Here is a 23,173-nt window from a genome sequence, read left to right as displayed (position 1 = left end):
CTATGAAAATGAATTACATTAAAAAAATAGCGTTTCTTATTCCTACGCTTTTGTTCATTGCGTGTCATGATGATTTAGATCAGACACCCATTGATCCAGATAGTTTTACTGAAACTAACGTGTTTGCAAATGCTGACGAAGCAAAAGGAGCTTTGGCAAAACTATATGCCAGTCTTGCGTTAACCGGTCAGCAAGGGCCTGCAGGACAAGCCGATATTACAGGTATTGATGAAGGTACTTCACAATACTCGAGATTATTATTCAGTTTAAATGAATTGACCACAGACAACGCCGTGGTAGGTTGGGGAGATCCCGGTTTGCCCAATTTGCACGCGATGAACTGGGGTGCCGGTAACGACTTTACCACAGGGATGTATTACCGTCTGGCGCAGGAAGTTTCGTTTACCAATTCATTTATTGAAAATGCACAGCTGTTAAACGATAATGCTGAGGTTGAAGCATACATCGCCGAAGCGCGTTTTCTAAGAGCTTTTGCGTATTTCAACTTGATGGATCTGTTTGGTAGTGTGCCTTTGGTAACGGTAGTTTCGACTGATTTACCGGAGCAAAGTACACGTACTGAGATCTTCAATTTTGTAGAAGGTGAATTGCTTGAAATTCAGAATACCTTAAAAGAAAGTGGTGCAAACGAGTATGGTCGTGTTGACCGTGTTGCAGCCTGGGCCTTGCTTTCTAAGCTGTATTTGAATGCTGAAGTTTGGACGGGTACAGAGCGTTATACTGATGCGATCACGTATGCTGAAATGGCGATCAACTCAAGCTACAGTATCAATACAACAGATGCTAACGGAAATGGTTCAGCCTACGACGAACTCTTCTTAGCTGATAACAATTCAAACGGAGCACAAAACGAATTTATTTTCGCTCTCAATTTTGACGGAAACAATTCACGTACCTACGGTGGAACCACTTTTTTAGTTCACGCTGCAATTGGTGGCTCTATGGATGCCTTCAACTTTGGTGTGAATGGCGGATGGAGTGGTCTGCGTACGACCAAAGCTTTGGTAAATAAATTTGATGCTTCAGTGACCGATAGTGATGATGAAGGAAATCCTATCGCTTGGTCAGATACCCGTGCGATGTTTTACACAGACGGTCAAAGTTTTGAGATCAATACGATCGCAAATACCTTTACTGATGGTTATGCGGTGACCAAATTTACAAACGTTGATTCTAACGGCGCTGCCGGAAGCGATACCGGTGGTGACTTTGTAGATACCGATTTGCCTATCATTCGCGTTGCAGAAATCTATCTAACCTATGCAGAAGCCGTACTTAGAGGTGGTGCTGGAGGTGATGTGAATACCGCTGCAGGATACATCAATGAGCTGAGAGCACGTGCCTATGGTGATGCCAGTGGTAACATCACGAGTGCGGAGCTTACTTTAGACTTTGTTCTTGATGAGCGCGCTCGCGAACTGTACTGGGAAGGGCAGCGCAGAACAGATCTCATACGCTTTAACGATTATACTTCAGGCAATTATTTATGGCCTTTTAAAGGCGGTTCGCGTTCAGGAACGGCGGTAGATGAGTTTAGAAACTTATTTCCGTTGCCAAGTAATATAATATTGATTAACACCAACCTTACTCAAAATCCGGGGTACTAATACATAAAAGAAACGATGAAAAATTTAACACTTGTTTTTATTGCGCTTATCGCAGCTTTAAACTTTACAGCTTGTACAGATGATGACGGTTTTACATTTACTGCAAAGCCAGATCCTGAGGGGGTAGTTTTTACAAACTCAACACTAGAGACTTATAATTTGATGGCTTCTAGTTCAGATAATTTAGCAGAACGTTTTGTGTGGAATGAAGTAGACTTTGGTGTACAAACTCCGGTGAATTATGAGATTCAGGGCGCTACAACTGAGAGCTTTGAGACTTTTTCTGTTATTGGTGTGGGAACACAAACCAATCTTCCGGTAACGGTAGGTAATATGTTGAGTTTAGCGCGTGAAGCCGGTTTGGATAACGATCCGCTTACTCCTGAACCTAACACCGGGTTGATCTACTTTAGAGTGCGTGCTTATGTAGGTGCTGATGCAGGAAATGTGGTAGAACAATTTTCTGATGCATTAGCGATTTCAGTAACGCTTCCTGAGGCCGAAGAAGAAGAGGAGATTCAACTGCCTCAAATCTTTGTGGTGGGTAATTTCTTGTCTGCCGGAGGTTATGGTGCAGACTGGACTCCTGCTGATGCAGTTCCGCTTGCCGCTTCTGCTGAAGGAAACACAGATTATGAAGGTTTTGTTTTTGTAAACTCAGATACTCCTGAACTTAAATTCTTACCTACAAACGAAAGTTTTGACGGGGATTATGGAGATACCGGTGAAAATAACGGTGACTTTTCTGGAACCATCGAGCAAGAAGGTGAAGTTAATGCAGGAACTCCTGACGGAACCGGCGGCTATTACTTAATCAATGTAGATACCGAAGCATTAACCTATGCGATGACTAAAACCAGCTGGGGAATCATTGGTAACGCAACGCCAACAGGATGGGATAGCGATACCGATATGGTTTACGATCCTGCTACAAAAATCTGGTCACTTACCTTAGATCTTACCGAGCAAGAAGCTCCTGATAACGGTATCAAATTCAGAGCAAATGATGCTTGGGACTTAAACATAGGTGATAACGATGCAGACGGAACAATGGAGTTTGGTGGTCAGAACATCGGTATTCCAGAAGATGGAAATTATACCATCACGCTTGACTTGAGCAATCCAAGACAATACAAGTACTCGATTACTAAAAATTAATCACCCATACGAGCTGATGCCGTTTTAGGTATCAGCTTGTTTTGAAAATCTTATAACTATGAAACAGTATTTTTTTAAATATCCGTTTCTGCTTTTGCTGTTACTTGCCATCAGCATAAGCTGTTCATCAGACGATGATGCAGCGGTAGAGGCAGAAGAAGGTCAAGAAACTCCGGATCCGGTAGCGTATCAGGCGCTTAATTTATCCGAGTATGATAACGGAAGCCGCGTGATGATGCAAGCGTTTTACTGGGATGTAGAACCGCGTTTTGAATGGTGGAACACGATTTCTACGCAATTAGAAGATTGGAGTGCAGTCGGAGTCAATCGTATCTGGTTACCGCCGGCGACCAAAGGTCAATCAGGTGGGTACTCGATGGGATATGATGTGTCAGATTATTTTGATTTTGGGGATTATGAGCAGCACGGTACTGTGGCAACTCGCTTTGGGACGCGTGCTGACCTGGAGAATCTTATCGCTACCGCACACGATAACAATATTGAAGTGATCGCAGATATTGTGTTGAATCACAACTCGGGTGGTGGCTTAGAATACAACCCGTATCGCGGTTATGATACCTACAGTCTTTTTGATGAAACTCACGGTAATGCTTCAGGAATGTTCAATAGAAACTATGAAGATTTTTATCCTAATAGTGTGAGTAATTACGATCCGGGGAGTTTGTTTTATGCAGAGACCAATCTGGATCATCACAGAGAACGTGTTCAAAACTGGTTGTGGAAAGATGAGAATTCTGTAGCAAAATATTACAAGAACGTGATGGGCTTTGATGGCTGGAGATTTGACTATGTGTTAGGATTCGAGTCTTTTGTGATCAAAGATTTTCTGGCAGAAGTTGGTGGTTTTTCTGTAAGTGAATTATGGGACGGCGATCCAGATCTTATTCGCGAGCATATTGAAGCTACAGGAAGTGGTGCATTTGACTTTGCAGCCTTCTACCGTATGGAGCAGGCGTTTGATCGTTATAGCGATTTGACCTATTTGACCAGAGATCAGGTTTGGCAAACGCACCCTGAAAAGGCGGTAACCTTTACCGCAAATCACGATACCGAAAAAGACGGGAACATCGATAACTACATCGAGCGCGAAAACAAACTCAAGGCGTATGCATTTATTATGACGCATCCCGGGTATCCTACCTTGTTTTATTCAGATTATCAAAACGAAGCTTTTAAAGCGCAACTGGATAAGCTGGTAAGCATTCACAATTCGCTTGCTGTTGGAGACCTAGAAGTGCTTTATGCAGACGAGGATGAATATATCGCAAAGCGAAATGGAACCGAGGCCAACCCCGGTCTTATTGTTTACATCTCGACCAATTCAAGCACCAAGCGCCGTAGCATAAATACAGGATGGAGTAGCCGTCAATTGATGGATTACACAGAAAATTCAACTTACTATCCTGCAACTGCCGAGGATGGAAGTGCTCAGCTAGAAGCTCCGGCAAACGGTTATGCGATCTGGTCTGTGATGGAAGAGTAAACGCTTTAAAACAGCGTATGCGAGTATAAGAAGAAAGCTATCAGCCGGATATTATCCCCTAAAATATTCGGCTGTTTTTTAATTCAATTCCTATGAAACCTTTTTTTAATTCAATCCTCTTTTTATTCCTTTTGAGTGCTCCTTTGTGTGCGCAAATAGATCGGGTAGAGCCCCCGTATTGGTGGGCCGATATGGAAACTTCTGAAGTGCAAATTCTTTTTTACGGAGAGAATATCGCAGCCTACGACGTTTCAACCGAAGCTGAGGTGCTCATCACAGGAATCACAAAAACCGAAAATCCCAATTACCTTTTTGTTACCATCGAAACCGAAGGCCTAGAGGCGGGAACATTTCAGTTTAATTTCAGTAAAAAAGGGAAAAAGTCGTTTACGCGACCTTATGAGTTGAAAGTGCGCGAAGCCGGTTCAGCACAGCGTCAAGGTTTTGACAGCAGCGATGCGATGTATTTGTTAATGCCCGATCGCTTTGCTAACGGAAATCCGGACAATGATTCTGTTGAAGGATTAACCGACACCTATAATCGTGAAGCAAGCGGTGGTAGACACGGCGGCGATCTACAGGGAATTATTGAACATTTGGATTATCTGGAAGATTTAGGCGTAACTACCCTTTGGAGCACGCCTTTGCTTGAAGATAACGATCCGGGATATTCGTATCATACCTATGCGCAAAGTGATGTGTATAAAATAGATCCGCGCTACGGGACAAATGCAGATTATAGAAATCTAGCAGACCAACTCCATAAACGCGAGATGAAATTGGTGATGGATTATGTGACCAATCATTGGGGTGCAGAACACTGGATGATCAAAGATTTACCTACTTATGATTGGATCAATCAGTTTCCCGGTTACGCGCAGTCAAATTACCGTATGGAAACCCAATACGATATGCACGCAGCCGAGCGTGATCAGCATTATTGCGTAGAGGGCTGGTTTGTAAAAACGATGCCAGACCTCAATCAGAAAAATCCATTGGTGTTGCGGTATCTGATTCAAAATGCGATCTGGTGGATCGAGTTTGCCAATCTTGACGGATTTCGAGTAGATACGTACAGCTATAATGATAAAGAAGGAATTTCAAAATGGACCAAAGCCATTATGGAAGAATATCCCAATTTCAATATCGTTGGGGAAGTTTGGTTGCACGATCAGGCACAAATTGCCTATTGGCAAAAGGATAGTAAAATAGGTGCTATTCAAAATTACAATACCCACTTACCCTCGGTGATGGATTTCACGCTGCACGACGGCCTCACCTCAATGTTTTCTGAAGGTGTGGGTTGGGATACCGGGATGATGAAAGCCTATAACAACTTTGTAAATGACTTTTTATATCCGGATATCAACAATCTTTTGGTGTTTTTAGAGAATCACGACACGGGGAGATTTAATGAGATCTATGACCAAAACCTCGACAATTATAAGTTGGGACTTGCTTTGATCGCAACCACGCGCGGCATTCCGCAGTTGTATTATGGTTCTGAAATAGGTATGCGTGGCGATAAAGGAAAAGGCGATGGGGACATTCGAAGAGATTTTCCGGGAGGCTGGGAAGGCGATACGCAGAATGCCTTTAAAGCAGCCTCCAGAACCCGGCAGCAGGAGGCTTTCTTCAGCTTTACTAAAAAACTAATGAATTGGCGTAAAACCGCCAAAGCCGTTCACCAAGGAACCTTAACGCAATTCATTCCTGAAAATGATGTATATGTGTATTTCAGGATTCTTGGAGATGAAAAAATTATGGTCGTGCTCAATAACAGTACAACCGATCAAACTTTAGACTTAACACGTTTCCGCGAAGTTTTGCCGGAAGCCAGTAACGGACTCGAGATTCTTTCTGACCGTAGCATCAAACTGGAAGAAACGCTCGAAGTTTCAGCAAAAACACCCTTGATCATTCAACTAAATTAATATATACAATGAGAAAAAACAGCATGTTATTTCTTGCGTTGCTTTTTGTGAGTTTTCAGCTTGCAGTAGCGCAAACCTCTAGCCTTGTTCAACCTGATGTTGCGATCTTTTATCCAAAAGATTTTAAGGCCTATAAAACCCTGCCGTCTTTGGCGATCACGCAAGATGTATCACAAGAAAAACCGCTTCCGGCCAATTGGGCTGTGAAGCCGCAGTTTTTACAAATAGAAGGTAAAAATGCCGTGCAATTTAGGTTTCCAGAACACGTAGATCTTTACGGAACCGGAGAAGTATTAGGTGATCTGCGTCGTAACGGAACCGATGTTACCCTATGGAATACCGACAATTATGAATATGGAAAATTTGAAGGAAAGCAACTCTATCAAGCGCATCCCTGGGTTTTGGGCGTTCGCAAAGACGGAAGCTCATTTGGTATTTTGGCAGACCACAGTTGGCGCCAGCAAATCGTTCTCGACGATAAAGTGACCTTTATAAGTGAAGGGCCTAGCTTTAGAGTTTTGGTGATCATGAAAGATTCGCCTCAAGAGGTGATGAAAGCTTTAGGTGAGCTTACCGGAACGATGGCGATGCCGCCACTTTGGGCTTTGGGCTATCAGCAATCTCGTTATTCCTATTATCCTGATACCAGCGTAAAAGAATTGGCAGATGAATTCAGAGCGCGTAAAATTCCGGCAGATGTGATCTGGATGGATATTGATTATATGGACGGCTTTAGAGTTTTTACCTTTGATCCCGAAGGATTTCCTGATCCTAAAGGTTTGAACGACTACCTGCACGATAAAGATTTTAAATCGGTTTATATGATCGATCCCGGTGTAAAACAAGATTCGTTGTACAGCGTGTATCAGCAAGGAACAGCCGGTGATCATTGGGTACAGACTGCCGGTGGAAAAGAATTTAACGGCGAAGTTTGGCCGGGTCAGGTTGCTTTTCCAGATTATACCCAGCCTCGTACACAAAAATGGTGGGCATCCTTGTATACCGATTTTATGAATTTGGGTATTGACGGCGTTTGGAATGATATGAACGAGCCGGCGGTTTTTGACGGTCCGGGTGGTTCTATGCCAGACAGCAACTTACACCGAGGTGGTGGCGCTTTACCTATGGATAAACATTTGCGTTATCATAATGTCTATGGGTTATTGATGGTTCGCTCGAGCCGCGAGGGAATTATGGCAGTAAACCCAGAAAAAAGACCTTTTGTACTTTCAAGAGCAAACTTTTTAGGTGGACAGCGCTATGCAGCTACCTGGACAGGTGATAACTCGGCTACCTGGGACAATTTAAAAATGTCGATCCCTATGTCGATCAATTTAAGTTTGAGCGGTCAGCCTTTTAACGGTCCCGATATTGGCGGATTTACTAAGAGTCCGTCTCCCGAAGTCTTTGCCAATTGGATCGCTTTAGGAGCATATTATCCCTTCAGTAGAAATCACACATCAAATGAAACTGAAGCACAGGAGCCTTGGGCTTTTGGTGAAGAAATTGAGCAGGTTTCACGTACAGCGATCAATCGTAGATACCGCTTAATGCCGTATTTATATACCTTGTTTCAAGAGGCCTCTCAAACCGGAATGCCTATCATGCGTCCTACATTTTTTGCAGATATTACAGACACTTCTTTGAGAGGAGAGCAGCAGAGTTTCCTTTTAGGAGAAGATCTGTTGATCACTCCGCAATGGGCAGAAGATCTAAAAATGCCTCAAGGAGACTGGCAAGAGATCAGCCTGGAAGAAAACACAGATAAATATCAGGCGAGTGTGAAATTGAGAGACGGGGCGATCGTACCTGTGGGCCATGTGATCCAAAGTACGGTAGATTACAGCACTTCAGAACTTACTCTTTTTGTAAATCTGGATGCTGAAGGAAAAGCTTCAGGAAGTCTTTATGATGATGCGGGAGAAGGTTATGGGTATCAATCTGGTGATTATGCAATGCTGAATTTTGAAGCCACCGCAGTTGATGGTAAAGTAGAGGTTCGTATTGAGCAAACAGAAGGTTCTCGTACGATGGATCGTAAGTATAAAATCGCTTTGGTTCAAGACGGTACTGTAACGTATTCTGAATGGCAATCTGGCGACATGATTCGATTGAATTAGTTTTTGAATTAAATCCAAATGAAAAAGCTTCTCATACAGAGAAGCTTTTTTTATGCGGTGATTTTAATGTTGAAAAGAGATTTGATTAAGTTGGGTCAAATGTTTTTCCACTCAAAAACAAAACCTTGAATTTCTGAGATTTCTTCAGCGAACTTAATATGTCTTAACCCCTAAAAAACCACTTGCTAAACCGGTTTTTGACTGACTGAAATTGGGGTGAAATAAAGAGGTTTTTCGTCTGCCAAATTATACTTTGATGCAATCTTAACATTTGCATTTTTAGAAAATAAAACACTGTTTTTCAGTGAATTATAAAGTTTTCAAAAGAATCGTTGATAAATCGTTGAAAACCTTTTTTGCTACACCTCAAATCGTAAGCAACAAAATATAAACTTTACATGAAGTTAAAAGTTACACATCCAATTTTTTAGTTGCCTGTTTTTAAGACGGGTGTCGACGTTTAGTCGGTGCCGGCGTGAGGATTTTTGACTTCAATTTTTAGAATTACGCATTTCAATAGACATTTTAAGGAGATATCATGAGTTCACAAGAGATCAAAAAAATTATCAAGAGGGATTACAGCACGGCGCCTTTTGTGCTGGAGAAAATTACGAATGCAATTGCAAATGCAATGGCGGCGTTAGGTCACGGTTCAGAACAAGATGCAAAGTTAATTTCTATGCAGGTGTATGAATCTTTGTTGAACAATAAAGAGCAGGAGTCTGAATATATCCCAACCGTTGAGCAAGTGCAAGATATGGTTGAAGATAAATTGATGAGTAGTGAATTTCATGATGTGGCAAAAGCCTATATCATCTATCGTAACAAACGTGCACTGGAGCGTAAAACAAATATTTTTGAAAAGCGCATCAACCTTAAGCCTTACGAGTATCCGGAGTTGAATGAATATGTTGCCGCGATTAGACACTCGTACTGGATTCACACCGAATTTAATTTTACCAGTGATATTCAGGATTTTAAAACCGGTCTTAGCGAAGTAGAGCGCAGCGCGATCAAAAACACCATGCTTGCTATTTCGCAAATCGAAGTTGCAGTGAAGACCTTTTGGGGAGATGTGCACCATCGTTTACCAAAACCAGAAATCGCTGCTGTAGGAGCAACCTTTGCAGAAAGTGAGGTAAGACACCACGATGCATATTCACACCTTCTTGAGATTTTAGGTCTTAACGAAGAATTTAAGGAGCTTAAGAAAAAGCCGGTAATCATGAAGCGTGTGCATTATCTGGAGACTTCATTAAAGCACGCTAAAAGTGACGATGACAGAGAATACACAGAGTCTATTTTGCTTTTTGCTTTGTTTATCGAGCACGTGTCGCTTTTCTCCCAATTCTTGATCATCATGGCGTTCAATAAGCATAAAAATATGCTTAAAGGAATTTCAAATGCGGTAGAAGCGACTTCAAAAGAAGAGCAAATTCACGGAGATTTTGGTGTTGATATCATCAACATCATCAAGAAAGAAAATCCGGAGTGGTTTGATGAGGAGCACAACAACCTGATCAAAGAAATGTGCTTGAACTCGTTTGAAGCAGAGAGTAAAGTGGTGGACTGGATTTTTGAAAAAGGCGAATTAGACTTCTTGCCAAAAGCAGTGATCAATGAGTTCCTTAAAAACAGATTCAACAAATCGCTTGAAGCCATTGGTCTTGAAAAACTATTTGATATTGACGAAGCATTACTTCAGGAAACCGAATGGTTTGATGATGAAATTATAGGAACCAAACACGGCGATTTCTTCGTGAAACGCTCGATTAATTATAGCAAAAGAACACAAAGTATAACCAGCGACGACTTATTTTAAGCCATGAGAGAAAACACTACCAAACTAGAAAACAGCACCGAGACTAATGTTCAACAAACAAAAGACAATGATCTTTTAAAAGCGCGCCGTGATGCCCTACACGATGCGACAGAAAAGATCGAAGAACAAGAAGAGTCATTTAAATGGCTTACTGAACACAGCCGTAGCTTTTTAGCTGCAGGTTATCTTTCTGAAGGCGTTTCTGCTGAAGAGCGCATACGTGAGATCGCAGACCGTGCAGAAGAAATCTTAGGAATGCCGGGCTTTTCAGATAAGTTCTACAAGTATATGGGCGAAGGCTATTTTTCGCTGGCGTCACCGGTTTGGTCAAACTTTGGTAAAAAACGTGGACTTCCTATCAGCTGTTTTGGTTCGCATATCGATGACGATATGGGTAACATTCTGTATACACAGTCTGAGGTTGGAATGATGTCAAAACTTGGAGGGGGTACTTCTGGGTATTTTGGAAAAATTCGTCACCGTGGTGCTGCGGTGAAGAACAACGGTTACGCGAGTGGAGCAGTACACATCATGCAGCTGTTTGATAAAATGGTTGACGTGGTGAGTCAAGGTTCTGTACGTCGCGGGCGTTTCTCTCCATACTTACCTATCAGTCACCCGGATATTAAAGAATTCTTAGAAATTGGTACCGAAGGGAACTCGATTCAGCAATTGACACACGGGGTTACTGTAGACAGCACGTGGATGCAGGAGATGATCGATGGAGATACAGATAAGCGTGAAGTTTGGGCAAAAGTGTTACAGCGCCGTGGTGAGATGGGATATCCGTATATTTTCTATACCGATAATGCCAACAACGGAAAGCCGGATGTATATAAAGACAAAGGGCACGACATTTATGCAAGTAACTTGTGTACAGAGATTATGTTGCCTTCTAGCGACGAGTGGTCTTTTGTATGTGTGCTTTCTTCAATAAACGTATTGCATTATGATAAGTGGAAGAATACCGATGCTGTAGAGACTATGGTATGCTTCCTTGATGCTGTACTTACCGAATTTATAGACAAGCTTGAAGAATATCGTGATTCAGACAATCGCGATCACCGCCAGACCTTTATGTTCATGGAGCGTGCGTATAACTTCGCAAAATCAAACAGAGCTTTAGGTCTTGGAGTATTAGGATGGCATTCTTTACTTCAGTCTAAGAGACACGCGTTTGACAGCCAAGAAGCTTATGATCTAAACAGTGAGATCTTTAGAGAGATCAAACAACGTTCTTATAAAGCTTCAGAAGAGCTTGCAGATAAATTTGGTGAGCCAGAAACTTTAAAAGGCTACGGAAGACGTAACGCAACGCTTAATGCTATTGCGCCTACTACTTCTTCAGCATTTATTTTAGGACAGGTTTCTCAAGGTATTGAGCCGATTTGGTCTAATGTGTATGTAAAAGATATCGCTAAGATCAAGACCACGATCAAAAACCCATTCCTTGAAGAGCTTTTTGAAGAAAAAGGAATGAATACTCCAGAAGTGTGGAGAAGCGTACGTGATAATGACGGTAGCGTTCAGCACCTGGAGTTCTTAACGGAGCAAGAAAAAGATGTGTTTAAAACCTATGCAGAGATCGATCAGATGGCGATCATCTATCAAGCTGCAAACAGACAAAATCACATTGATCAAGGACAATCGATCAACCTTTTAGTGCATCCTGATATGCCGATTAAAGAGATTAATAAAATTCATATCACCGCCTGGAAACTAGGTTTGAAGTCGCTTTACTATCAGCACAGTATGAACGCTGCGCAGAAGTTTAAGCAGAAAAAAGAGTGTGTAAGCTGTGAAGCTTAACCAATTGAAGCAAGTAAAAAAGCCCGCGATGAGCGGGCTTTTTTTATGGCTGCCATCAAAGGGTTTAAAATCCTGAGATGGTTTGTATTGTAGTTGAATTGAAAAACGAAATGATAAACAAATGCTATTTAGTCAATTATTCCACAATTTTGATGTCAACTGAAGTTCGGCTTTGCCAACCGGTTTCATCAGTTACCGAATAGGAGCAATGGTAATCGCCGGTGTCAATATCCTCAGGAATGCTCACTTCAATTTGAATTTCATATTCCGTCGGTCTGTCAGCTAAACTGAAATTCTCCATATAAATTAAGGGATTTACCGCAGTTTTAACGGGTTCCAGGTCGCAAGTAGCACCTTGATCGTCGTGTGTATGATGATCAAAGTTGTGATGTAGATCAAGACTGTAAGAGGCTAGTGCCTGGTTGTCTGTTACTCTGGCAGTAAAGGTATAGGTCTCGCCACGTTGTAATGTTTCACAAGCTTGCGGAAAACCGGCGTTGTAATTTATGGTGATCGTTGGGCGTTCTTCATCTCTAACCGAATCATTATCTGACGAACATGATGCGATAAAAAGACTACTGAACACGAGTGTTATAAAAGCTATTCTTCTCATAAAATTCAATTTTTTCTCGATGATCGAGAGTGGTGTGCTGAGTTTAAAATCAGCTTAATGGTGTCAAAAAGCCAATGAAAACTAAATGCCCGCAAAAATGCAGGCATTTAATTTTTAATAGCGCTTAGGCAGTCACGTCAAGATGCGTGTCAATCTCAGAGATGTTACCCTCTTCATCTTCAATAGTGATAACCATGTGGTATTCACCTACTGGCGCAGTAGCAGGAACATCAATATGCTCGTGAAATTCTACTGACGTTTCCCCGTGGTAACCTTCTTCAAAAATTTGCTCAAAATCCCATTCTGCTTCACCTTCAGCTACGGTCAGGCCGTGCGCGTGAATGTCAACGGTGATGTTATGTACCCCGTGTACCGCTTCGATCAAAAATTCTGCGTGAAAATCATTACCACGCGCTACACTTTCATCGATAGATAGGTCGCTTGTTGTGATCGGGTCTTCTACGTGAAGATGACCTTCTACTTCTGTACTGTTTCCGTTAGCGTCGGTTACCGTTAAAGAAATATGATACTCTCCGGCCGGTGCATTTGCAGGTACCTCTACGTGCTTGTGAAAAGTAGGATTGATCACAAGATAATCAGCATCTGTATACACTTGGTTAAGGTCCCATTCTTCTTCACCTTCACCTAATTCCAGGTCGTGTGCGTGAATTTCTAATGCAATACTGCTTACGGTCGCTTCAGCAACAATTTCTGCTTCTAAGTGAATGTCAGATCCTTTGTAAGCCACCTGCTCATCCCCGTGTGTGCTTCCTTCTCCAAACTCGAAGTTTGAGATCACAGGAGCTTCTTCTACGACTAGTTCGTTGTCGTCATCACTGCACGAACTCAAAGTGATGCCCGAGAGTACAAAAAGTGCTAAGTGTTTAATGTTTAGTTTCATAAAATTTAGATTTAGTGTTTATAGATTAATAAAAGTGTTTAAAAAGGCAGGGTTAGTGAAACCGATAGGTTTCGGCCGGCTTCCGGCACGTCGATGAGCCTGTAGAAGCTGGTGTGATCATAATATGCTGTATCAAAAACATTGTTGAGTTTTACACGTAGTAAAGCAGGTTTTTGACTGTTAAACAGGTTGAGTTTACTCATCACCGCGAGGTTGAGCATTTGGTAACCCGTTGTGATTTCTTCCGGCGGAACAATGTCTGTTTGTGCTGTAGCAACACGCAAATCGGCATTAAGATTCACGTCTTTAAAAAGACTCCAATTGCCCAGAATATAATTTGCTGAAAGCATCCCGATCAACGGCGGAGAAAACGGAATCGTAAAGCCTTCTTTTGGACCGCTGGTTTGTCTGGAGTACACATATTCTGCGGAAGCGTCTAAGCGAAAATCTTGGTTAACCTGCATCCAGGCAGTTAGTTCACCACCGGTTCGGAACACTTCAGCCTGTGTGTATTCATAGATCTGAAGCGTTTCAAAATAATTTGAAGTCGGGTTGAGATAGATGTAATTTTCAAAGTAGTTGAGAAACGGACTTACCCCAAAATTGAACCTGCCGGAAGTATGTGTTACTTCGGCATCTAGTTGGTAGGAAGCTTCAGGATCGAGATTAAGATTTCCGCGTTCGTAGCGATACATATGGTAATTCACTCCGTCAGAAGCGAGTTCGTGTGCGAGGGGCATTCTAAAACTCTTACCGGCGTTCAGTTTATAATTGGTGTTGCCGTTAATGTAACTGATGCCCAGCGAACCGCTAAAACTCCCAAAATCAAGCGTTCTGTTTTCGGCGTGTTGTAGGTATATGTTAGAGGTTGATCCATCGGGATTGTCGCGTGGCGAGCGGTACCAGTCATAATGGGATTTGGTTGCTACGCGTCCCGCGTCAAAACGCAGTCCGCCCTGTACATGCAAATCTTCAGTAAGTTCAAAATGATCAAATACATAGGCTCCTGCAGAATAACGGTCATACGCCGGGATCAAAAATCCCCAGCCGCCAATGTTGTTGTTTTGCAATTCGGTATTGATTCCTGCGGAAAGCGTGTGTTTTTCAAGCTGAAAAATATCTTTAGCATTTAGGGAGTAGGTGTTTTTTGTAAACACCCGTTCTCTGCTATTTGGAGGCTTGGGCATATAGCCGTGCGGCACCGGTTCAGAATGTTCTTCGCGCTGGTTGTTTTGGTAGCCCAGATCAAAATGCAAGGTGTGTTCCTCCAGGTTTATCGTGGTATTATTGGTGACTTTAAAGTGATTTACTTTATGAAAGGGGAGGTCGATGTCACGATTGGACGCGTCATAATCAATGCTGGAAGTACGCACTTCAAGTCCGTGTGCGTTGGCGAAGAATCCGTTTTTTGCATTGACGTTACTTACAAAAGTTTCAGACCTGAAGTTGTCGCTCACATACCCAAAGCTGAAGCTTCCGTTAGCTTCACGACCGGCGGTATTTCTCAAGTCGTTATCATACAGCTCAAAGACATAATTTTCATAATTGATGCGGTCAGTAGGTACTTTAAAGTCGGCATAATCCCGATAGGTAAGCCGCGCGCGATAATACCATTTTTCTTTTCTGCCTTGTACTCCGGCTGAGACTGCGAGAAGGTCGTTGTTGGTTTCGCCCAGAATATTGACTTCACCGCCAAACGAATGCATCGCCGGAGCTTTTGACGGTTGAATGTCAACGACACCCGCAATGGCATCAGAACCGTACATCAAGGAGGCCGGTCCTTTAATGATGCGAATGTCTTGTATGTCGTATTGGTCGATCTCAAGGCCGTGATCGCTGCCCCATTGTTGGGCCTCGTGCTTGATCCCGTTTTGCACTACGCTAACCCGATTGAACCCAAGTCCCCGGATTGTAGGTTTAGATTGTCCCGAGCCGATAGTCATCGTGCTCACGCCGGGAATTTTTCTCAGGGTTTGCATCAGGCTGTTTTCGCGATTGGCGTGAAGAAATTCTTCATCTACAGATACTGAAACCGTAGCCGATTCTTTTTCGAGGCGTTTGTATGTTTTTCCTTGTACCGAAACTTCGTCAAGCGCGGTGCTGCTGGGTTTTAGCTTGATGACCAGCGGTGCGCTTTGATTGGAGTCCAGGATGAATTTCGCGGAAGTGTAACCTAAATGCGAAACTTCAAAAACCTGAGAATTCTTAGGAGATTTCAGTTGAAATTCGCCCAAAGCATTGGTGACAGCATAGGAGTCTGTTCCCAGAATAGTCACCCCGGAAAGTGGTTTTAGAGAAATGGAGTCTACAACAGAACCTTGTATCATTGAGGTTTGTTGTGCAAAGGAGTATGTGCCAAGCCCTAGGCCTGTACATAGTACCAGCAGTCTAAATAACATGTGTAAAAGTGATGATGTTAGAAACTTCCCTGAAGTGCAAGGAGCTAAGAAAATGCAGGCTTGTCGCTTTTATAAAGACACGATGCGTGTTCTTGGTTTAAAACCAATACAATGCGTTACCTCGATAGCTATGGTATCAAGGTTGCAATAGAAAAATAAAAACGACAAGGGTTTAAGCTACCGGGGGAGGCCGGGAGAATAGATGATAGGAGTGTAAACTTCCTTTGTACGATACCGTAGGATTTACGTGCTGCTTTTCTTGAAAAACAGGATAGCAGGTTGCAGGAACAAATTCTTCTGCATCTTGTAAAACTATTGCAGTCTGATGATCTGTGACCAAAACGTGGCAAATGGCACAATCTTCTTTTAGGTCTGAATCATCGTGGGTAAGCACATGAAGACCGGCCATTTTTGTAGTAAGAAAAAAGGCCAGGAATAAAAGCGAAAGACTCTGTTTTATTCGTGCGTTCATGGTGCGTTTAACGTAGTACTCTTTGAGAAAAGAGTACTTCATAGGTTTGTAAAAGTAGGAATTCCCTAAATACGAGCTTCCGCATTACACGATTAATTTTTGTTTACGCGAATCACAAAAAAATTGTGCTTCTTGCTATAACGTTCTCGTTGTTTTTCAACTAAAAGTAAATCAGCTTTTTGAGTTGAATTGATTTTTTTTAGATGCGTCTTTAATTTTTTAGACGTACATCAAGATATACCGAGTGACGCTCATACGTCTCAAAAAAGGGCTTGAATGTAGTGCCATCGATGGTAAACTCTAAGGCTTTAGGATCACCGGTGATGGTTTTGCCAAGATCTTCGGCGTTGAGGGTAATCTTTCTAAAATCGGTTCTTGGTGCATCTTCTTGTGCAGCTAAAAGTACCGGACCGTAAAAAAGACTCGCGATATTTTCCTGATCCATAATCGGGTCCAGATGAAAGGTGAACGGCATTTTTAATTCGATCGTATCTCCATCTTTCCACTTTCGGTCAAGGCTTAAGTAGCTTCCTGCTTCAATGGCTAATTGTTGAGTTTCCCCGTTTATTTTAAGTGCTACGCCGGCTGTCGCCCAACCCGGAATTCTAAGATTTAGCTCAAATTTTCCTTTTCCGTTTACGGTAAGTTTCGTGTGATCTTCCCTTGGGAATGAAGTTTCTTGCGTGATCACAACATCCTGTTCTTTCCAGGTTAAGGTTGAAGGTACAAAGAGATTTACATAAAGGGCTTTGTTGTCTACGCTTTTAAAATAAATCGAATTCTGAAGCTTGGTGCTGCTCTCAATGGCAGTACCGTTACAGCAGGTAAAACCACTCATATCTGCATTGCTGAATTGCTTTCTAGAGCCCGGACGCAAAGGAATATGATAGGTATTCGCCGGACTGTTTTCTGCCACCGAAGCAAGAATTTGATTGTATAATGCTTGCTCATAATAATCCATCAACTCGGGTTGTTGATTGTAGAAGAAGAGTCCGCGGGTAAGTTTAAGCATATTGTAAGTGCCGCAAGTCTCGTTCTGTCCGCCTGCTGAAAGTCCGTTTTCGTACAAGGTTGCAGGTTGTGCCACAAAACATTCTGCATTGGCAGGATTGCGCGCACCGGCAACACCGCCTATGCTGTACATATAATCGTTTTTAGTCTTATACCAGAAATTATCTGCGATGTGATAATACTCCGGACTGTTTGAATTGCGATACAATTCTAGAGCACCCATGATTTGTGGGATGTGTTGATTGGCGTGTAATCCACGATAGGTGTCAACATTTTTTGCGAGTCCGTGGGTGTGTTCGGCATCGCCGTAAAACACCTTGATGTTGTCAAAAAGTTTGGCGGTTTCCAAATATTCAGACTTACCGGTTATGCGGTGCAAGTGCGCTAGGGATTCGTTGATACCACCAAACTCTCCCGCGATGTAGGTATTCCACATTGTGATTAAAGTATCGGTAGGTAATTTGCTCAAACGGGTGTGTACCCAAGCTGCCATTCCTTCTGCTACTTGAAGCGCTTTAGGATTTCCGCTTACTTCATAAACGTCAATGAGTCCGGCAAGAATTTTATGTAGCGTGTAATACGGCGCCCAAACCTGAGTTTCCTGTCCTCCGTATTTCGCACCATGTTCCAGCATAATAAATTGGTCTGGCGGATATGCGCTGATAAAGCCTTTACCCCAATTCCAGTAATCGGTGCGAATGCCGTCTTCGCTCAAATCTGAAGTGTACGCAGTACTTCCGGGACCAGGAGGTACTGATGACGGATCTTCAACATACGCGCCACCTTCAGTTTTAGGTTTTCCGGATAATTCAGATAAATCATAAAGCGTATTTACCATATAATTCATCTTGTCTTCAAAATTCTTCTGAAGGGCTTTATCGTAGCCTGTGCTTGCATAGGCTTGAGCAATAGCGGTTAGATAATGCCCCGTAGCGTGACCGCGTAGTTTGGTTTCTTGTGTATCCCAAACACCAAGTGGTGTCGCTCCTTCGGGTTGCTCCTGACCAAAAGCATTGCGAAACATATACAAAAAAGAGTCAGGATTGGTTTGCGCAAGGGTGTCTATAAACTTATTGCGGTTTTCAATAAATTTTGAATGATCGCCCAAGCTGGTGTTGTTAAGATTTACTTCGTCTAATGCAAAAGAAGTTAGCTTGCGCATAGGAGTTTTGCTTGGTTGCGCCGCTTTTACAAGCACAGTAGCTTTTGGCTTAAAGCTGGTGCCAGAAACGCTTCCTGTAATTTCATACTGTCCCGGTTGAAGTACGCTGCTGTTATCTTTTGGTGCCGGCCAGATCACGCGAACCTGAGAGGTGTTCACCGGTAATTTGTAGGTGGCATCTACAAAGCGCGGTAAACGCGGTAATTGCCCAACAACGGTTTCTACCGTCACGTCAGCAACGCCTGAGAGATACTGGTTGTACAACTGCGGAACATCTTTATCAAAGACTTGAAGGTTATCTTCGGGTTCGTGACGCTCATTTACTACCGTTTCTTCTTTGCCCAGAGCATTGTTGTAAATGCTTTTTACTTGACTTTGCTGCAGCGGAATACGATAGATTCTAAAGTCATGAAGCAATCCATTTACGTTCTTACCAAGCCTAAGCTTATTGCTTTCGGTATCAAAAAAAGAATTGAGGTCGAGTGTGGCAGTAGGTTGTTTTGCGATCAATCTTCCGTTGAGGTAGGTTTCAAGATTTTGTGTTGTAAAATCAAGGACGATCACGAGGTGCTGCCATTCGTTTGGAACAACATCAGGAATAGACGCCGAAATGCTTTTGGAGCCTTGCTTTAAACCTATTTTAACTGTTTCATCAACTGCTGTTTCTGCCGAAAAATGGGTGTTTGACGAACTGCTAAAATCAAACAGTTGCTGTCCCTTTTTAATAGTATTTAACTGAACCCAAGCGGATATTGACAAAGATTCTATAGTGTTTAGTGTCGTTTGAGGAAGGCTTAAATATGTTTCGCCAGTCAATTGAAGCGCCTGCTCAAATTGTGCGTTGACTACAAAATTCACTTCTTCTGCATTGGTCGAAGCGTGCAGGTTATTTCGAGACCAGTCTTTGGTATTCTCGTCAAATATATAGCGTGCGATAAGTCCGGTTTCTCCGATGCCGTCCAGCATTTGATCTCCGCTTTGGGCGGTGCTGTTTGAGATGCCTAGTACAAAAAAGAGCAAGGAAAAAAGATAGGTAAGTTGTAAGCGTTTCATAAAGATCAAATCTTGTTAAACCGGTTGTAATTAATAATAGCCTAAGCGCTTGAACCCACAATGCGGTAAACAGCTTCAGACGCAATGCCGTAAATATAATGTGTTGAAATAACAGGTTTTGCGTATAACTTAGTCAATACTGGTATTTTTTTAGCAAAAACTACAGTCATCAATGTCAACCACTTCAAAATAAGAAAGTAAACAACCGGTTACTTTTTACCCGAAACGGGTATTTTTTGCTCAATGACATATAGAGTGTTTCTCAGCTTTTTTTATTTAAATAGCTGTAAATCAGATATCTATTTATAAAGGTTTTATTCTGGTGAACTTTTTGATTTATGAATAGCGCTTATTTTATAAAATGCTTAAAAACAGAGTTATGGGAAATCGTTTGAATACAATTATGGCGCTTGCGGTGGTGTTTTTAATGGTTTTGGCAACCAACCGTATCGATCAGCATCATTTTGAAACTGCACAAAAAACGGTTAACGAGGTTTATAAAGATCGAGTGATGGTGCAAGGTTATATCTTTTCTATTGCCGAAGCCTTACATCAAAAAGAATTGAATCACCTGCAAGAGCAAAATGCCGCTGTACAAAAATGGAATACTTCAATAAACGAATACATCGCCTCCTTTGAAGCGACAAAGTTGACGCGTTCAGAAGCCGAATTACTAGAGCGCTTTAAGGAAGAATTTAAGGAGTTGGAAAAAATGGAAGCTAAAGCAGTTGCTCACCAAAACCCTAAAATGCATCGTGATCAAATCGTTCAGCTCAAAGGATATTTGCAAGAACTGTCTGAAATTCAGATCACCGAAAGTCGTAACCTTACTAAAAGCGCACAGAAATCACTCAATGTAAGTGCACTTATGGCAAATTTTGAGATTTTCTTCCTCATTTGCATCGGTGTTGCGCTACAAGTGCTTGTTTTTTATAAGACCAAAAAGAATGCAAAAGCATCTTAAATTTTGTGGCTTTCAACCTGCTGATTCTTATAATGTAAAAAGGTTGAGTAACTTAGTAAGATATCTATTTTTGATTTGATGAATTCAGTAGAAGCAGCATTAAAAGAACGTATTAAAGAATTGACGTGTTTGTATGAAGTCTCTTCGATTTTGGTTGATGCCGATCCTAAAGAGCATCTGCAAACGTTTCAAGCCATCGCAGACAGTATAAAAATAGGATTTCAATACCCCGAAGCTACAGAAGTCGTCATCAAGCAGGGTGATTATAAAGTTGCAACAGGCACGATTTTAACCGATAAATACCTCGCTACAAAAATTAAAGTCTTTGATGAATTTGATGGCTTTATAAAAGTGTATTTGAATGATGAATCCCTCGATTTTTTAACCGAAGAACAGCCGCTTATTGATAATATAGGAATTAAAATTGGTGACTATCTGGATCGTGTGGCAAGTAAACAAAATGCAGCGCGTTTACGCCAACAGATGGAGCACGCCGATCGTCTGGCGATCATTGGGGAGTTAACCGCAGGAATCGCACACGAACTCAACACGCCCTTGGCCAATATTCTGGGCTTTGCCGAATTGCTCAAAGATGATTTAGAAGAAAATACCGCTGCCGGTGCAGACTTAGATAAAATCATCAAAAACGCCATCTTTTCTCGAGAGGTGGTTAAGAAGTTGATGTTTTTTTCAAGAGCCATGCCTCAGGAAAAAACCTTGGTTAACATTGTGCCGCAGGTTAAAGAAGCGATCAATTTGCTCGATGCCACGTTTAGAAAAGAAAATGTGCGCTATAGTGTAGACATCGAAGATGAAGAAATGTTGCTGCACGTAGATACGGTACAGCTCACGCAAATACTTTTTAATTTAACGATCAATGCCATCTATTTTTCGCCGCCTGATGGTTTGGTTCAGATCAGGGTGAGTCAGGATGCAAAGAATATTTACTTGGAAATTTTTGATGAAGGACCGGGACTTTCAGAAGAAGGGCTTGAAAAAGTGTTTCAACCTTTTTTTACAACGAAGCCTACAGGTTCTGGAGCCGGACTGGGATTGAGCGTGGTACACGGTATTGTCACCAGCCATAACGGAAGCATTTCAGCAAAAAATAATGAAACCAAAGGCGCTGTATTTAAAGTAAGTTTACCCAAATAATGAGATTACGTAAAGAAAATATATTGATCGTAGATGATGATTTGCACATTTTAGAGTTGCTGCAGCGGCATCTGCACAGCTGGAATTATCATACCTACAGAGCGGTTTCGGTAAAAGAAGCGGTGGCGATCTTAAAAGATACACACATAGATCTGTTGATCACCGATTTAAAAATGCCACAAATTGATGGATTTGAGCTTATTAAATTTGTTTCTGAGCATTATCCAGATTTGCCAAAACTGGTGGTTACAGGGTTTCCTTCGGTACAAGATTCTTTAAAAGCGATCAAATCTGGTGTGGTAGAATACCTTACGAAGCCTTTTACCAAAGGCGAATTGCAGGCAGCCGTAGCTAAAGCTTTGCCTAAAGCTTCTAAAGAGCCGGTAAAAAATACTGTTCCCAAATCTAAACATCAGGGAGAGATCATTGGCGCTTCAGAAAAGATCGAAGAAGTACTTCAAATTATAGACAGGGTAAAAGACAATAAGGCAACTATTTTTATCAATGGTGAAAGCGGTACAGGTAAAGAGCTTGTGGCGCGTGCGATTCATTATGAAGGCAAGTTTAGCAGCGCACCTTTTATTCCCGTGAATTGTGGCGGAATACCCGAAAACCTTCTTGAAGCCGAACTTTTTGGCTATACCAAAGGTGCTTTTACCGGTGCAGATAAAGATCGTAAAGGTGCGTTTCAAGCCGCGCAGGGCGGAACGATCTTTTTAGACGAAATAGGCAATGCCTCTCTGGCGGTTCAAGCAAGACTGCTTAGAGTGTTGCAGGAAAAAGAAGTCGTTCGTGTTGGGGCTCAAAAGCCTGAAAAGATTGATGTAAGAGTTATTGCGGCAACCAACAATAACCTGCCGGAAATGATCAAAAAGCAAACCTTTAGAGAGGATTTGTATTACCGTTTGAGTGTTGTTGAAATTCCCTTACCGGCTTTAAGAGCGCGTATGAGTGACATCCCTTTGCTGGTAGATAAATTCCTTTTTAAATATGGGGTTGAATACAAAGATCGGTTTGTACGGATTGATCCAGAAGCGCTTGAAGTTTTAAAGCGCTACTCGTGGCCCGGGAATATACGCGAATTGGAGAATGTGATTCAGCGCGCGGTGATTATGTGCGATAAAATGGTGACGATAAAAGATCTTCCTGATCATTTAAAGTACAGCCTGGAAATGCCGGAACATAAATTGGTTTCTTTGGCACAAATGGAACGGGAATATATTAAGAAAGTGCTTCGGTCTACGGGAAACAATAAAACCAAAGCTGCCGAAATTCTTCAAATTACCCGCAAAACCCTGCGGAACAAACTTGATGAATCTTAACTCAAAAACGGTTCGTTTTTACCCGGTTTGTGTAAAAAATATCCGAATTCATTCTTCAGTTTAACAAGCTTGACAAAGTTTAAAATACTGTTTATCAGTATTTTGAAACATAGTTTTGATTAGTTTTTATGGTGTTGGCATATGCC

15 protein-coding genes are annotated in these 23,173 nt (G+C 41.9%); 10 read left to right on the top strand and 5 right to left on the bottom strand.

Translation table 11 applies throughout. The features are described from left to right. The first annotated feature begins 2 nt into the window (after positions 1–2). The 7 genes from WA338_RS04590 (at position 3) to WA338_RS04560 (ending at position 11,975) form a co-directional block, all read left to right on the top strand. The gene (locus WA338_RS04590; protein ID WP_272986091.1) at positions 3–1,628 is read left to right on the top strand and encodes a RagB/SusD family nutrient uptake outer membrane protein; all 1,626 of its coding nucleotides are present in this window, start codon (positions 3–5) and stop codon (positions 1,626–1,628) included. Between the two features lie 15 nt (positions 1,629–1,643). Further along, complete coding sequence (locus WA338_RS04585) at positions 1,644–2,786, top strand: SusE domain-containing protein (RefSeq protein ID WP_009781772.1); 1,143 nt, start codon at positions 1,644–1,646, stop codon at positions 2,784–2,786. Positions 2,787–2,844: 58 nt separating this feature from the next. Then, the gene (locus WA338_RS04580; RefSeq protein WP_272986090.1) at positions 2,845–4,290 is read left to right on the top strand and encodes an alpha-amylase; all 1,446 of its coding nucleotides are present in this window, start codon (positions 2,845–2,847) and stop codon (positions 4,288–4,290) included. 92 nt (positions 4,291–4,382) lie between these two features. Beyond that, positions 4,383–6,224, top strand: coding sequence for a glycoside hydrolase family 13 protein (locus WA338_RS04575; protein WP_336092272.1), 1,842 nt, complete (start codon positions 4,383–4,385; stop codon positions 6,222–6,224). Positions 6,225–6,232: 8 nt separating this feature from the next. Then, positions 6,233–8,344: a TIM-barrel domain-containing protein gene (locus WA338_RS04570; RefSeq protein ID WP_336092269.1), complete on the top strand. Its 2,112-nt coding sequence runs from the start codon at positions 6,233–6,235 to the stop codon at positions 8,342–8,344. 538 nt (positions 8,345–8,882) lie between these two features. Next, a complete protein-coding gene (locus WA338_RS04565; RefSeq protein WP_009781767.1) occupies positions 8,883–10,166 on the top strand; it encodes a ribonucleotide-diphosphate reductase subunit beta in 1,284 nt (427 codons plus the stop codon). A 3-nt stretch (positions 10,167–10,169) separates the two neighbouring features. Next, on the top strand, positions 10,170–11,975 hold the full coding sequence (locus WA338_RS04560) for a ribonucleoside-diphosphate reductase subunit alpha (protein ID WP_336092266.1): 1,806 nt from the start codon (positions 10,170–10,172) through the stop codon (positions 11,973–11,975). 136 nt (positions 11,976–12,111) lie between these two features. Here WA338_RS04560 and WA338_RS04555 read toward each other — a convergent pair whose 3' ends face one another. From WA338_RS04555 to WA338_RS04535, 5 genes are all read right to left on the bottom strand, one after another. Continuing rightward, positions 12,112–12,588: a DUF4625 domain-containing protein gene (locus WA338_RS04555; protein ID WP_272986086.1), complete on the bottom strand. Its 477-nt coding sequence runs from the start codon at positions 12,586–12,588 to the stop codon at positions 12,112–12,114. 124 nt (positions 12,589–12,712) lie between these two features. After that, positions 12,713–13,489, bottom strand: a complete 777-nt coding sequence (locus WA338_RS04550; RefSeq protein WP_009781763.1) for a DUF4625 domain-containing protein — start codon at positions 13,487–13,489, stop codon at positions 12,713–12,715. A 38-nt stretch (positions 13,490–13,527) separates the two neighbouring features. Further along, positions 13,528–15,816 (bottom strand): TonB-dependent receptor, encoded by a 2,289-nt coding sequence (locus tag WA338_RS04545; protein WP_336092262.1) that lies wholly within the window; start codon positions 15,814–15,816, stop codon positions 13,528–13,530. Between the two features lie 244 nt (positions 15,817–16,060). Then, on the bottom strand, positions 16,061–16,402 hold the full coding sequence (locus WA338_RS04540; protein ID WP_009781761.1) for a hypothetical protein: 342 nt from the start codon (positions 16,400–16,402) through the stop codon (positions 16,061–16,063). A gap of 169 nt (positions 16,403–16,571) precedes the next feature. Beyond that, a complete protein-coding gene (locus WA338_RS04535) occupies positions 16,572–19,586 on the bottom strand; it encodes a beta-L-arabinofuranosidase domain-containing protein (RefSeq protein WP_336092259.1) in 3,015 nt (1,004 codons plus the stop codon). 379 nt (positions 19,587–19,965) lie between these two features. Between WA338_RS04535 and WA338_RS04530 the strand changes: the two genes are divergently transcribed. The 3 genes from WA338_RS04530 to WA338_RS04520 all read left to right on the top strand — a co-directional run bounded on the left by WA338_RS04530 (position 19,966) and on the right by WA338_RS04520 (position 23,027). After that, on the top strand, positions 19,966–20,550 hold the full coding sequence (locus WA338_RS04530) for a hypothetical protein (RefSeq protein ID WP_272986082.1): 585 nt from the start codon (positions 19,966–19,968) through the stop codon (positions 20,548–20,550). Positions 20,551–20,628: 78 nt separating this feature from the next. Then, on the top strand, positions 20,629–21,705 hold the full coding sequence (locus tag WA338_RS04525; protein WP_272986081.1) for a sensor histidine kinase: 1,077 nt from the start codon (positions 20,629–20,631) through the stop codon (positions 21,703–21,705). Next, entirely contained in the window at positions 21,705–23,027 is a 1,323-nt protein-coding gene (locus WA338_RS04520) for a sigma-54-dependent transcriptional regulator (protein ID WP_009781757.1), read from the top strand. Before WA338_RS04525 ends, WA338_RS04520 begins: the two co-directional genes overlap by 1 nt. Positions 23,028–23,173 lie beyond the last annotated feature (146 nt).

It is taken from the genome of Leeuwenhoekiella sp. CH_XMU1409-2, assembly GCF_037029365.1.
GTDB classification, from domain to species: Bacteria; Bacteroidota; Bacteroidia; order Flavobacteriales; family Flavobacteriaceae; genus Leeuwenhoekiella; species Leeuwenhoekiella blandensis.
Note: the sequence above shows the minus strand (reverse complement) of the source record. Positions and strands in the feature narration are given on the sequence as shown.